Origin of the sequence: Salegentibacter sp. T436, from assembly GCF_001932675.1 — a bacterium.
GTDB classification, from domain to species: domain Bacteria; phylum Bacteroidota; class Bacteroidia; order Flavobacteriales; family Flavobacteriaceae; genus Salegentibacter; species Salegentibacter agarivorans.
The window spans coordinates 3498397-3513029 of record NZ_CP012872.1; the positions used below are offsets into that span (position 1 = coordinate 3498397).

At 37.0% G+C, this 14633-nt stretch carries 11 protein-coding genes; 7 read left to right on the forward strand and 4 right to left on the reverse strand.

What is annotated here, in order from left to right; translation table 11 throughout:
- Window position 1: 1 nt before the first annotated feature.
- Window positions 2-1615, reverse strand: coding sequence for a bacillithiol biosynthesis cysteine-adding enzyme BshC (gene bshC / locus AO058_RS15555; RefSeq protein WP_075327374.1), 1614 nt, complete (start codon window positions 1613-1615; stop codon window positions 2-4).
- Window positions 1616-1873: 258 nt separating this feature from the next.
- On the opposite strand from bshC, the gene AO058_RS15560 reads away from it, so the two are divergent.
- The 4 genes from AO058_RS15560 (at window position 1874) to AO058_RS15575 (ending at window position 8997) form a co-directional block, all read left to right on the forward strand.
- Complete coding sequence (locus AO058_RS15560; RefSeq protein ID WP_075327375.1) at window positions 1874-4354, forward strand: M14 family metallopeptidase; 2481 nt, start codon at window positions 1874-1876, stop codon at window positions 4352-4354.
- 306 nt (window positions 4355-4660) lie between these two features.
- A complete protein-coding gene (locus tag AO058_RS15565) occupies window positions 4661-7480 on the forward strand; it encodes a M16 family metallopeptidase (protein ID WP_075327376.1) in 2820 nt (939 codons plus the stop codon).
- A complete protein-coding gene (locus tag AO058_RS15570) occupies window positions 7480-8442 on the forward strand; it encodes a calcium/sodium antiporter (protein ID WP_075327377.1) in 963 nt (320 codons plus the stop codon). The genes AO058_RS15565 and AO058_RS15570 overlap by 1 nt, the downstream gene beginning before the upstream one ends.
- Window positions 8443-8562: 120 nt before the next feature.
- Window positions 8563-8997 carry a hypothetical protein gene (locus AO058_RS15575; protein ID WP_075327378.1) on the forward strand — a complete coding sequence of 145 codons (435 nt, stop codon included), beginning with the start codon at window positions 8563-8565 and terminating at the stop codon, window positions 8995-8997.
- Here AO058_RS15575 and AO058_RS15580 read toward each other — a convergent pair.
- Together AO058_RS15580 and AO058_RS15585 are read right to left on the reverse strand one after the other, a co-directional pair.
- Complete coding sequence (locus tag AO058_RS15580) at window positions 8994-9407, reverse strand: hypothetical protein (protein ID WP_075327379.1); 414 nt, start codon at window positions 9405-9407, stop codon at window positions 8994-8996. The two genes, AO058_RS15575 and AO058_RS15580, sit on opposite strands and share 4 nt — an antisense overlap.
- Window positions 9407-9820 carry a DUF3784 domain-containing protein gene (locus AO058_RS15585; protein ID WP_143083677.1) on the reverse strand — a complete coding sequence of 138 codons (414 nt, stop codon included), beginning with the start codon at window positions 9818-9820 and terminating at the stop codon, window positions 9407-9409. The genes AO058_RS15580 and AO058_RS15585 overlap by 1 nt, the downstream gene beginning before the upstream one ends.
- Before the next feature lie 285 nt (window positions 9821-10105).
- On the opposite strand from AO058_RS15585, the gene AO058_RS15590 reads away from it, so the two are divergent.
- The 3 genes from AO058_RS15590 to AO058_RS15600 all read left to right on the forward strand — a co-directional run bounded on the left by AO058_RS15590 (window position 10106) and on the right by AO058_RS15600 (window position 13014).
- Window positions 10106-10780, forward strand: coding sequence for a TIGR02117 family protein (locus tag AO058_RS15590; protein WP_075327381.1), 675 nt, complete (start codon window positions 10106-10108; stop codon window positions 10778-10780).
- A gap of 107 nt (window positions 10781-10887) precedes the next feature.
- Window positions 10888-11592, forward strand: coding sequence for a TVP38/TMEM64 family protein (locus tag AO058_RS15595; protein ID WP_075327382.1), 705 nt, complete (start codon window positions 10888-10890; stop codon window positions 11590-11592).
- A gap of 120 nt (window positions 11593-11712) precedes the next feature.
- Window positions 11713-13014, forward strand: coding sequence for an erythromycin esterase family protein (locus AO058_RS15600; RefSeq protein ID WP_198036115.1), 1302 nt, complete (start codon window positions 11713-11715; stop codon window positions 13012-13014).
- 75 nt (window positions 13015-13089) lie between these two features.
- Here the strand turns inward: AO058_RS15600 and rimO are convergent, their stop codons facing one another.
- Window positions 13090-14439, reverse strand: coding sequence for a 30S ribosomal protein S12 methylthiotransferase RimO (rimO, locus tag AO058_RS15605; RefSeq protein ID WP_075327383.1), 1350 nt, complete (start codon window positions 14437-14439; stop codon window positions 13090-13092).
- Between the last annotated feature and the right edge of the window lie 194 nt (window positions 14440-14633).

A 14633-nucleotide genomic window follows, 5' to 3' on the forward strand; every position in this document is an offset into this window, starting at 1 on the left:
TTTATTCTTTTCCAAAAGTCAAAATTTTAAATTCCGCCTGCAGCGGGTCTAATTCTTTTAATAATACTGAAATCAATTCGGGGCCGTATTCTGCATAAATTTCCGAAAAATTGGTTTGGCGTTCCTGTAAACCATTATTAGGAAAGAGCTCATTTTGAAGCTCTGCAATTCTACTTACCTCATCTTCCAGTTTTCGTTTTTGTGCTTTTAAAAGACGTTTTTCGAGATTATCAAGGCCTTTTAATTGTTTTACTTCCTGGGCTTTTACCGCGCCAAGAAAAGATTTATCGGTTTTTTCTGCCAGCTCATACATTTGCTGAAATTGCTCCACCAAATGTTCTTTCTGTTTGGAGAAATCGATATCTATATTTGAAATTTGCCGCACTTTCCTGTTGATGAGTTCGTGCTGTTTCAGAAACAATTCTTTATTCGAAATATTTAATTTTCGTCTTTTCTCATCAAGTTTTTCAGACTGAATCATAGCCGAATTCCGAAGCAATAAAACAGGAAAAACAATATTTTCAGCTGCAAAATATTCTTTTAATTCTAACCAGTACGCGATCTCTCCACCACCACCTATATAACAAAGATTGGGTAAAATTACTTCCTGATATAAAGGACGAAGCATCACATTTGGACTAAAGCGTTCGGGAAAATGCTGTAATTCTTCCAAAATTTCAGCTTTGGTAAATTTAATTTCTGTTTCGTGTACGAAATATTCACCCTGGCGTTCTATAATGCGTTCCCGCAAACCATTATGCAGATAGAACAAATTAATCTCCCGCGGATTCACCTGAACATTATAGCCTAGATCATTTAGTTTCTCAGCAGTTTTCGTGGTGGTTTTATGCGAGATTTGTTCTAAAAGTTCATTTTTGGCGTAAGGAATAAAAAGTTCTTTCAAAGATTTTTGCTGCGCATCTATTATCACCAAACCTTCTTCTTTAAAAAGTTCATTGGCGAGATATAAAGTTGCCTCGGCAAGATTATCGTGCTGCAGGTATGCTTTTTTGAATAATTCCTTTAAATAATCGGCATCTTTACCTCCACCAATTTCAGCTGAAAAAAGCTTAAAAACATCTTTAAGACCATCAGTAGATAAATTTCCTACGGCATCATTCTCGGCATTTTGAGGTGCATTGGCCCACTGAAACTTTTTTCCGTTTAAATTAAAGAAATTAATCTCCTCAAAATCGTGATCTTCGGTCGCCATCCAGTAAATGGGCACAAAATTATTTTCAGGATATTCTTCCTTTAATTTTCGGGTAAGATTGATTGTGGAAACAATTTTATATAAAAAGTAAAGCGGTCCTGTGAACAAATTAAGCTGATGCCCGGTCACTACCGTAAAGGTTTTTTGGTTTTCCAGGGCATCGATATTTCTTTGTGTAGCCTCTGAAATCTCCAGCCCGGAATATTGTTCCTTTAAAGCTTTTACAAGGATTTCTCGATTTTTTATCGGAAAAGAAGACTTTTCTTCTATTTGCGCTTTAAAATTTTCCAGGTTCGGAAAGCGATTATAAAAAGTTTTTAATTTCTCTTTTTCAGCGAGATAATCTAAAATAAGCTCGGTAAAATAATTGGTTTCTTTGTACGGAATACACTCGGTTGGCATTAGCAATTTTTTGGATGGTAAAGATACCGAAGTTAAGAATTTTATTCGCTAATTTTTAGTTAATTTGGCGCTAGATACTGTTTTTACTCGATTATCGGTGGTTTATAATCAAACTTCAAGCTGAACTTGTTTCAGCTTCTAAAGTAAATCGAATTACTATCAACTTTATATCCTGAAACGAGTTCAGGATGACGATAAAATGACTTTTTGAATAACAAGGAACTTATTAAGCTTAAATTCAACATTTAAAATCAATAAATGAAATCAACTTTACTCGCTGTCGTCTTTCTCTTTTTAGGTTTACAAATCAATGCACAATTACAAAGTCCGGAAGAATTCCTGGGCTACGAGATTGGGGAGCAATTCTCCCGTCACGCCGATGTAGTGAATTATTTTGAACAGGTAGCTGAGAATTCTCCGCTGGTTGAATATCATACTTACGGAAAAACCAACGAAAGGCGCCCACTTACCTATGCGGTGATTTCTTCGGAAAAAAATTTGCAGAACCTGGAAGAAATTAGAAACAATCATCTTGGAAACACCGGAATTTCTGAAACTGATGGAGAAGCCGATAAAGCCATTCTTTGGTTAAGCTATAATGTGCACGGCAATGAAGCTTCCAGTACCGAAGCTGCGATGAAAACTTTATATGCCCTGATCACCGAAAAACAGGATTGGCTGGAAAATACCGTGGTAATTATAGACCCCAATGTAAATCCTGATGGGCGCGATAGGTACGTAAACTGGTACAACCAGGTAAAAGCAGAGCCCTACAGTCCATTGCAAGCAGCAGCGGAACATCACGAACCCTGGCCGGGCGGAAGACCAAATCATTATTTATTTGATCTTAACCGCGACTGGGCCTGGGCCACGCAGGTGGAAACCCAGCAACGACTTAAAATCTATAACCAGTGGATGCCACATATTCACGTAGATTTTCACGAGCAGGGCATCAATGAACCTTATTATTTTGCACCCGCGGCAGAACCTTTTCACGAAATTATCACCCCTTTCCAAAGGGAGTTTCAAACCGAAATAGGGAAAAACCACGCCGAATATTTTGATGAAGAAGGCTGGTTGTTTTTTACCAAAGAACGTTTTGATTTGCTATACCCAAGTTATGGAGACACTTACCCAACTTATATGGGCGCCATTGGAATGACCTACGAACAGGCGGGTCACGGTCGTGCCGGATTGGGAATTAATACCGATGAAGGTTACGAACTCACTTTAAAAGATCGGGTAGCGCATCATCACACCACCGGACTTTCAACTATTGAAGTTGCTACTAAAAATATTAATGCTTTAAATTCTGAATTTAAAAAGTATTTTGATAATGCAAATCTGGAATACAAATCTTACGCGGTAAAGGGAAATCCCGATAAAATTGCTTTACTAAAAGAATTGCTGGATAAGCACGAAATTAAGTATCAAAATGCAGCAACTGGAAGAATAAAAGGCTTTAATTATTCCGAAGGTAAAAGAGGAAATTTGAATGCTGACGAAAACACTTTGGTGATCAATACAAACCAACCAAAAGGTAAAATGGTAAACGTACTTTTTGAACCTTCCACTACCCTAAGCGATTCTCTAACCTATGATATTACTGCCTGGAGTTTGCCTTATGCTTACGGTTTGGAAGCAGTAGCGAGCCCACGCGAAGTTTCTTCAGAAGCAAATTCTACAAATGCTGAAATTTCCAATACGGCAAATCCTTCGGGAGCCGGTTATGTTTCAAAATGGAATGCCATCCAGGATGCCCAATTTTTAGCTGGATTGCTAAAGGAAAATATTAAGGTGCGTTTTAGTGAAATTCCGTTTAAAAGCGAAGGAAAAGATTTTGATCGTGGTAGCTTGATCATCACAAAAAGCGACAACAGAACTAACGAAGATTTTGATGAAACTGTAGTTGAAGTCGCAAATAAACATCAAAGAGAACTTGTAGCGGCAAGCACAAGTTTCGCTGGTAGCGGACCCGATTTTGGTTCACCTGAAGTAAAACTAATTAATTCACCAAAAGTTGCGGTTTTAAAAGGCGAAGGCACTTTTTCTTTAAATTACGGAGAAATATGGCACTTTTTTGAGCAAGACCTCAACTACCCTCTAACTTCAATAAACACCAATTATTTTAAAAATATTGACCTGGCTCAATTTGATGTTCTGATAATGCCAGAAGGCAATTACGCTGATATTTTAGATGAGGATACTTTAAAACAAGTAAAAGACTGGGTTAGCAATGGCGGTAAACTTATTGCCATTGGTCGTGCTGTAGGCACTTTTGCAGGAAAAGATGGCTTTAATCTTAAAGAGAACAAATCTGAAACCAAAGATTCTACGGCTACAGGGAATTTAATTCCGTATGCACAAAGAGAGCGGGAAAGCGCACAAAATATGATCACGGGAAGCATTGTAAAAACCAAATTGGACAATACCCACCCAATGGTTTTTGGCTACGGCGATACGTATTTGAGTTTAAAATTAAGTAGCGATAGCTACAAACTCCTGGATAAAGGCTTTAATGTTTCCTACATTCAACAACCGGAAATAGTTGCAGGTTTTGCAGGAAGTTCAGCGGTAAAAGATCTTGAAAATTCGCTGATTTTTGGGGAAGAAAGAATGGGAAGCGGAAGTGTTATTTATATGGTAGATAATCCCTTATTCCGGGCATTCTGGGAGAACGGGAAATTGTTCTTCGCAAATTCAGTTTTTTTGGTAAATAATAATAAATTCAGACTTTAAAAGATTAGAATTCTTTTGCCACGAATGCACGAATAATTTTATTGAATTATCCTGCGAGGTTTCTTTTAACCTCGTAGGTATTTTTCTTAACGAAACTCTTACTCTTACCACAAATTCACTAATTTATTCTATACTCATTTTGGGGTTTTTAAGCTTAAAATTTAAAGTAAACAACAAACGCTAAACAGGTCTCGCAATAACAAAACTTAATATTCGTGTATTCGTGGCTTTTTATTAGGACTCCAATGATTTAATTCTGAAACAATCGAAATAAACACTAATTTTGGTTTGCTAAAATTGAACTTAATGAAATTCAGAATTATACTTTTATTGCTTTGCAGCTTTGCAATTTCTCAAAATATCCAATCCCAGGAACCAACCGATTTTAATGTAGATTTTGAAACTTTTACTCTGGAAAATGGCTTAAATGTTATTTTTCATATCGATAAATCAGATCCCGTTGTAGCGGTAGCATTAACTGCACACGTAGGTTCTGCCCGGGAAAAAGAAGGCCGAACAGGTTTTGCCCATCTTTTTGAACATCTTTTATTTTTAGAATCAGAAAATCTTGGGAAAGGCGGACTTGATAAACTGAGTGCTCGCATTGGAGGCTCTGGTGCCAATGGTTCTACCAGCCGGGATCGTACCAATTATTTTCAAACCGTACCAAAAGACGCTTTGGAAAAGATGATCTGGGCTGAAGCCGATAAACTCGGGTATTTTATCAACACAGTTACAGAACCCGTGCTTGCCAAAGAAAAACAGGTAGTAAAAAACGAAAAAAGACAGGGTGTGGATAACCGCCCTTATGGCCATACTATGTATGTGATAGATAAAAATTTATATCCCGAAGATCATCCATATAACTGGCAGGTAATTGGCTCGCTAGAAGATCTTCAAAATGCTACGCTTCAGGATGTAAAGGAGTTTTATAACAACTGGTATGTACCAAACAATGTAACATTAAGTATTGCTGGCGATTTTGATAAAGAGCAGGCCAAAGAATGGATTCATAAATATTTTGATGGAATACCGCGTGGTCCCAAAATTGAACGAGAAGAAAAGCAATTGGTAGCACTTTCCGAAACCAAAAAACTCTATTACGAAGATAATTTTGCGCGGCTTCCGCAACTAACTATCGCCTGGCCGGCCGTATATTCCTACCACGAAGACACCTATGCTTTAGAAGTGCTGGCAAAATATTTAAGCGAGGGAAAAAACGCGCCGTTGTATCAAAACCTGGTATCAGAAAAAGAACATACAGATCGGGTTAGAATGTATAATTACACTTCAGAATTAGCGGGACAACTAATGCTGCAGGTTACCGCTTATAATGAAGTTGATTTAGATTCCGTAGAAAGCGCGGTTTTTGAAACCTTTAAAAATTTTGAAGCCGAAGGTATTCCCGAAAGAGATCTAAAACGAATTAAAGCACAACAGGAAACCGACTTCTATAATAGCCTGGCCAGTGTTTTAGGCAAAGGGTTTCAGCTGGCACAATACCAGATTTTTGCTAACGATCCGAATTATATTAATAAAGATGTAGAAAAAATACTTGCGGTTACGCCGGAAGATGTAAAACGTGTTTATGAAAAATATATAAAAGGAAAACATTTTGTCGCTACAAGTTTTGTTCCGCAAGGGCAGGTGGCACTTGCTTTAGAAAATTCTGAAGAAGCTGGAGTTATAGAAGAAAAAATAGTTAAAAATGCTGAAGAAGAAGTGAATGCATCTGCAGACGCCTCTTACCAAAAAACTCCTTCCAGTTTTGACCGAAGTGTAGAACCTCCATATAGCAGCGCACCTGAATTGACAGTTCCAGAAATTTGGGAAAATATACTTCCTTCCGGGCTTAAAGTTTACGGAATCACTAATAATGAAGTTCCACTGGTAAAATTTAGTTTGGAGATGCAAGGCGGATTATTATTGGAAAGCCCTAATAAAGTAGGCGTTTCTAATCTTTTGGCTAATCTAATGACCAAAGGAACTAAAAATAAGACTCCCGAAGAACTGGAAGAAGCCATTCAATTATTAGGAGCCGATATTAATGTAACTGCGGAAGATGAAAAAATTGTTTTAAGTGGCAGCACCCTCGCAAAAAATTATGCTAAAACCATAGATTTGGTTCAGGAAATATTATTGGAACCTCGCTGGGATTCTACCGAATTCAAACTGGTAAAACAGCAGGCACTTAGTAGAATTCAGCAACAAAAAGCCGATCCAAATAGTATTGCTAATAATGAATTTAGGAAGCTAATTTATGGCGAAAATCATATTTTAGGACATAATAATTTAGGTACAGAATCTTCGGTAAATAATATCACCCTGGAAGATCTTAAAGATTATTATTCAGCAAACCTTAGTCCTAAACGCAGTGTTTTTCACGTAGTGGGCGCAATAGAAAAAGAAGATGCGGTAAAAGGTATTCGGGCGCTTTCGGTAGCCTGGCCACCAAAATCGGTTAAAATGCCAGAAGTTGCTCAGCCTGAACTCCCACAGGAATCTCAAATTTATTTTTACGATGTTCCCGGTGCCAAGCAATCGGTTTTACGCTTTGGTGCTCCTGCCCTGGCCGCTACCGATGATGATTTTTATGCCGCCGAAGTAATGAATTATCGTTTAGGCGGCGGCGGATTTGCCTCGCAGCTCACCCAGGAATTACGGGAAGGCAAAGGCTACACCTACGGAATTCGCTCTGGATTTAATGCAGGAAAAAATAAAGGTCTATTTCTAATTTCCAGCGGTGTTCGTAGTAATATTACTTTTGATGCCGTAAAACTAATCAAAGAAATTATAGAAAATTACCCGCATAATTTTGACGGGGAAGATATGGAAGTCACCCGCGGATTTATGATTAAAAGCAACGCCAGGAAGTTTGAGACTTTAAATTCAAAACTGGATATGCTTAGTGAAATTAGCACTTTTGGCCGTGAGTATAATTACATTAAGCAGCGGGAGAAAATGGTAAATGAGCTTACCGTTTTAGATATAAGAGAATTGGCTGAAAAATATATAGATCATGAAAAAATGTACTTTTTAATCGTGGGAGATGCCGCAACACAGATGGAAAAACTGGAAGAGCTTGGCTTAGGAAAACCAGTTTTATTAAACGAAATTAACGAATAATGATATTACCTGCAATTTTACTTGTTTTAGGACTGATAGTCCTAATTTTTGGAGCCAACTATATGGTTGAAGGTGCTTCTGCCCTGGCCAAAAAATTTAATATTTCTAACCTTGCTATTGGTTTAACCATTGTAGCTTTTGGAACTTCTGCACCAGAGTTGGTGGTGAACACCTTTGCCGCGGCCGATGGGTATTCAGATATCGTTTTTGGAAATGTGATAGGTAGTAATAATTTCAACCTGTTTATTATCCTGGGGATTACAGGACTTATCACTCCGCTGGCAGTGCAATCCAGTACTGCGTGGAAGGAAATTCCTATTTCACTTATAGCGGTAGTAATTCTTTTTATGATGGTAAACGATCAGGTTATTTCTCCCGACCACCCCAGTATACTAAGTACTTTAGACGGGATTATTTTACTATTTTGTTTCTTGGCATTTCTATTTTATGTATATAAACAACTCAAAAATGACGATGTGGTAGAAGAAGATAACATCAAACTTCTGTCTCCCTTAAAAACTACCATTTTTATTATTGGGGGCCTCGCGGGTCTGGTTTTAGGTGGCCAACTGGTAGTTAATAATGCAATAGAAATTGCCGAAAGTATGGGAATTAGTCAAAAAATTATTGGTCTTACTGTCGTGGCTGCGGGAACTTCCCTGCCAGAGCTGGCCACGTCTGTGGTAGCCGCGGCCAAAAAGAATGCCGACATTGCTGTGGGTAATATTATTGGTTCTAACATCTTTAATATTTTCCTTATTCTATCTGCAGCATCAATTATAAATCCAATTAATTTCAATTTAAATTTCAACCAGGACCTTTATATCCTGGCCGGCGGAACATTATTTCTACTTTTAGCTATGTTTACCGGTAAGAGAAGAAGACTGGATCGCTGGGAAGCTTTAATTCTATTAGTGGCCTACCTTGCTTATACTACTTATTTAGTAATGCAGGAATTATAAATAAAGACTGGACTTATTTTATTAACTGAGGTTTAAATCCTAATATAACAATCTGAAAATCCTTTATTTTTTATGAATTTCTTTTCATTTGCCAGAGATTAATTCTATTAATTTTGACTTATGAAAAAGATATTTTTACTCCCAGCAATAGTATTATTACTTAGTTGCACTAACGAAGCGGAAAAGGAAAAAACAAAATTGCGAATAGATAATCTTGAAGCCGATCTTAACGATTTAAAGATTGAAAATGATTCGCTGGAAAAAGAATTAAGATTATTGAAAAGTCGGAATCCTATAGTTTTTACTGAAGACTTTGATACGATGCAAAACCCTGAAACTTTTATTGTAACCTCTTTAGAACGAAATGCTCAACTTATTCCTAAAGAATCTGTTTTAGGCGGAACGATGCGTTTTATAGATACTGAAATTTTGAATCAGCGTTTTATTTGGGCCGCTTACGAAGATGGGCATATAGCCGGAGAAGCTATTTTTCAATATAAATTAAATAAAGCTGATAGTATTGATTTTAAACTGGTTTCGAAAATTAGAGATTAGGCCATAATCTGCTTCCCAAATTTTTCCCGCAGTAAATCTAAGTCCTCTTCTAAAAATCCTTTTAATTCAACCATATCTCCTTTAGCTTTTGGAGCTTTAATAATCAAGTGGTAATTGCTTACGTGAATATTTAATTCCGGGCCAAATTTATAAGTTTTAGGTTTTTGATGTAACCTCGCTAGAATCAATTTTTCATCGTCCCAGGCAATATATTCTGTATTTCTATCTTTTTGTTTATACGCGAGCCAGGAATACAGTAAACCGGAAACTAAATACAGGGAAGATATTAAAATCGCTACACTTCCCTCAACAAAAATATAGTTTGCCAGGCCCAAAAGAAGCCAGAAAACCGCGAGAATAAAGTATAGATTCTTCTTAAAAAAGCTGGTATGTTTTACTATTTTTTGCATCAGGCAGTCGCTAAAGTTTGCGCGGGAATCAATTCGGTTTTTAGTTTTTCAATATCGGTTTCGGTATAAGCTTTAAGCTCCACCATAGTACCATCAACCGGTCCCGATTTAATAGTTAGATTAGTTGCTGAAACATTAATTCCGTCAATATTCTCCCATTTATAAGATCGTGTGCTTTGCTGCCACTCACTAATCTCTATTTTTTCATCATCCCAGCTTATAAATTCTAATGCCAGATCTCTTTTCAAATATCCTACAACGGCATAAATGAGTCCGATAAGCGTGTAACCATAAGCCATAACGTCCATGACCTGAAAAATAATCATTAAAACTCCCATTAATCCCCAAATTCCTCCCATAATGAAGAAATAGTTTCTTCGGAAAAAAGTGACTTTTTTAGAAATTTGTGGCATAAGTTTTAGAATATTACAGGAAAGATAATAATTATTTTAAAAATTTAAACTGAATAAAATAATGATGACTTTCAAATCCATAACAAAAACAAAAGCTGAATTTTCCATGATATAATCTTTGTCATTCTGAGGTACTAAGCAATCTGTAGACCATTAATAGAATTTGACAGATTACTTCACTCCGTTCGTAATGATGATTAATTTTATAAAAAATGACCTATTTACGTTTTATTCTTATCAAACTAGAAATATGATAAACTGAACGAAATTCAATATCTTAAAAGAATGAAACAAGCTTTACGCTACTTCTTCAAATTCCTTTTGATCCTTTTATCTCCCGTTATAGTTTATCAGGTGATGGCATTAATTGGTTCGTTAATTCCCGTAAATTCTAAATTTGAAACTAAAAACGCAAATATTGATATCTACCTCTATAAACAGGATATGCATACCGATATTTTGCTTCCGGTACATTCTAAAATCATCAATTGGGATAGCATATTTAGACCTAAGCACACCCTATCAAATCCGCAGAATTCTGAATTTATAGGGTTTGGTTGGGGTGATCTTAATTTTTACCGAAATACCCCGCAGTGGGAAGATATAAAACTCAATGTTGCTTTTAAAGCGCTTTTTCTAAGATCACAAAGTGCATTACACACGCAATTTTATCAAAAAGTACCAGTTTCAGAAAACCTGGTTAAAATTTCAGTTTCAAAAGATCAATATAAAAAGCTAACTGACTATATTTTAGAAACTGTAAACGCTGAAAATAAGGGAGAAATTCAACCTGTTTCAGGTTTACACTATTATCAGGATGATGCGTTCTATTTAGCTGAAACTTCTTTCCACCTTTTTAAAACCTGTAATACCTGGACGAATTCTGCATTAAAAGCCTCCGGACTTAAAGCCTGTTTATGGACGCCATTTCCGCAGGGAATTTTCTATCAGTATAATTAAAACAGAGAGCCAAAAGGAGGGGAATTTCTACTTTAAAAGCTATTAAGTTTAAAATCAATCTTATATAATTTTGTAACTTTTTATTTCTATTTAAAATTATATAAGGTTTGAAGAATTCAGCTTCCAAATATTCTTCTTTTATTCTTTCGGGGGTAATATTACTTTTATTACTAACAGCTTACTTTACACTCCCAGGTTTCAAAGACTTTGTAGATACCACTGTAAGGGTTTTAACCAACGGTAATACAGAAATAACCCGGGCATATTTCAAGGATTTTGGCGTTTGGGGGCCGGTAGCTATTATTCTGTTTATTATTCTTCAAATGTTCTTAATTATTTTTCCTTCCTGGATTCCCATAATCGTGGCGGTTATGGCTTACGGTGTTTGGTGGGGAAGCCTTATTTCATTAACGGGTGTGGTACTTGCTTCCTATATTGGATATTTTATTGGCGAAAAATTAAAAGGTGTATTTCTTACTAAAATATTTGGGGAGGATAATTTGAAGAAAATGGATTTCTGGATTGGAAATTATGGATTTGGATCGGTAATTCTATTCAGGATTTCCCCCTTTTTATCTAACGATTCTATCAGTTTTATCGCGGGTATGCTGGGAATGGATTTAAAAAAGTTTATTTATGCCACCCTCTGCGGAATGGTGCCTTTAACTATAGCCATCGCTTATTTTGCTGAAGACCCTTCTAAATTAAAAGACGGGCTCTACTGGATAGGTGGAATAGGATTGGTTGCCTATCTTATTTATATATTACTGGATTATAAAAAAAGGAAGAGGAACAGCAACTCCAAATCCTGAAATTCTTATCAATAACTTCTCCTCTTAATCTGAAGGATTTTATACTTTTTTTATAATCTCCCAAAATCCTGTTTTCTGCATAAATGCTTATCTTAAGACTATTAACCTAATATGCTAAGTTTGTCTTCAGATAAAATTCAAAAGCCTGAAATTGAAAAATTTTATCACCGGCTGGAAAATTCTGCCGATTTAGATCCTTTACTGGAAAAAATAGGAGATGCAAAATATGTACTTCTGGGGGAAGCCAGTCATGGAACCCACGAATATTATACCTGGAGAGCACAAATATCAAAACGTCTTATAAAAGAAAAAGGATTCTCTTTTATAGCGGTTGAAGGAGACTGGCCAGATTGTTATAAGATCAATAAATGGATTAAATCTTATAAGAATTCAGGAGAAAATATTCAGGAGGTATTAAAAGAATTCAATCGCTGGCCTACCTGGATGTGGGCAAATTGGGAAATTGCCGCTTTTGCAACCTGGTTAAAAGATTTTAATTTGAAGAGAAAGCAGGAAGAAAAAATTGGATTTTATGGTCTTGATGTCTATAGCCTCTGGGAATCTATGAATTCTATAGTTAATTATCTCCAGCAAGAAGACCCGGAAACGGCTGAATTAGCAAAAGATGCTCTTAATTGTTTTGAACCTTTTAAAGCAAAAGATTCTTATGCTTCTGTTTTCTCTACTTCAAAAGGAGATTGTAAAAATGAGGTGGTACAATTGCTAAAACAAGTGAGAGAAAAAGCGCATAGTTATGACGGCGCAGAAGAAGCAGGTTTAAATGCCGAGCTAAATGCTTTGGTTATGGCAAACGCTGAAAAATATTATAAAGCTATGGCCGGGTTTGGTGACGATTCCTGGAATGTTCGCGATCGGCATATGGTTGAAACATTAAACCGACTTATGGATCATCACCCTGATGGGGCTAAAGTGATTATCTGGGAGCATAACACTCATATTGGAGATGCAAGGGCTACAGATATGGCCGCAAGCGGTTTGGTAAATGTTGGCCAATTAGTAAGGGAACAGCACAGCAAAGAAGGTGTGGTACTGGTTGGTTTTGGTTCTTATTCAGGATCTGTTATGGCCGGTAGAAACTGGGGTGCACCCATGCAAAAAATGAAAGTTCCAGAAGCAATCCCAAACAGTTTGGAATATAGATTACATAAAAGCGGGGCGGAAAATAAACTTATGATTTTTGATGAAGATCAGGAATTAAATGATGCTTTTTCTGAAAAGATAAAACACCGTGCGATTGGGGTAGTTTACCACCCGGAAAGGGAGCGTGGCAATTATGTTCCGTCAAGAATATCGGCTCGTTATGATGCATTTATCCATATTGATAAAACCACGGCACTGCACCCTTTAAAATTGCAACCACAAAATGAATTAACACCAGAAACCTATCCTTTTGGAATTTAATAAATTCAAAGCGGTAGATTTCTCCCTTAAAATGACTAAGCTTTTCACCCAAACGGAAACTAAAGCCAGGAGATTTTAAACGCTCTTTACTTTCAATTCCTTTCTTTGTGGTTTTGGAGCTGCGTGAATTGGTTCCGCATATAGATCGAAATCAGCGGCATCGGTCACTTTTACTTCGTAGAATTCCCCGGTTTTTAAGTAAACGGAAGTGGCATCGATTAAAACTTCGTTATCCACATCCGGTGAATCAAACTCGGTTCTACCTACAAAGTAGTTTCCTTCTTTTCTATCGATCACCACTTTAAAGATCTGACCAATTTTTTGCTGATTTAATTCCCAGGAAATCTGGCTCTGTATTTCCATAATCTGGTTGGCACGATCTTGTTTTACCTCTTGTGGCACATCGTCTTCCAAATTATAGGCGTGTGTGTTTTCTTCGTGAGAATAAGTAAAGCAGCCTAAACGCTCAAAACGCATCTCCTCTACCCAATCTCTCATTTCCTCAAACTGCTCCTGGGTTTCTCCCGGATAACCTACAATAAGTGTGGTTCTAATGGCCATTTCAGGTACATACTTCCTGAAATCTTTTAGCAGTTTTGTAGTTTTTTCGCTCGTAGTTCCGCGCCGCATAGATTTCAACAAATCAGTATTGATATGCTGCAACGGAATATCTATATAATTACATATCTTAGGCTCACGCTTCATCACATCCAGCACATCCATTGGGAAACCGGTTGGGAATGCATAGTGCAAACGAATCCACTCAATGCCTTCAACCTTAGCCAGGTTTTCAAGCAATTCGGCTAAATTTCTTTTCTTATAAAGATCAAGCCCGTAATAGGTTAGATCTTGTGCGATAAGTATTAATTCTTTTACGCCATTTGCCGCAAGATTCTTCGCTTCTGTAACCAGGTCTTCAATTGGAGTCGATTTATGGCCACCGCGCATTAGCGGAATCGCACAAAAAGAACAGGGCCTGTCACAACCTTCGGCAATTTTAAGATAAGCGTAATTCTTAGGTGTTGTGGTTAGACGCTCCCCAAGCAATTCGTGTTTATAATCGGCTTCCAGCGCTTTTAATAAGCCGGGAAGTTCTGTAGTTCCAAAATACTGGTCTACATCAGGGATTTCTTTTTGAAGATCTGGCTTGTAACGCTCGCTTAAACACCCGGTTACAAAAACTTTATCTACCTCTCCCTGTTGTTTTTGTTCTACAAACTCCAGGATGGTATTCACCGATTCTTCTTTGGCATTGTCTATAAATCCGCAGGTATTAATCACCACAATATTGCCGTCCTGCTCGTGCACCACGTCTTTATTGTTGCCCTTAAGCTGCCCCATCAACACCTCACTATCATACACATTCTTGCTGCAACCAAGGGTTACTACATTAATACGGTTCTTCTTTATCGACTTTGTCCTCATAATTATATTGTATTTTCAAAGCTGCTTCTAAATCTTTTTTTCGTCAAGCTGAACTTGTTTCAGACTTTATCCCGAATTTGCTTCGGGATTCTAATATGATTGCATTGTGACCAACCTAGATCCTGAAACAAGTTCAGGATGACGTTTTAAAAACTTTTTTACAGTCTCCCAAAAGCGGGTGCAAAGATACAATC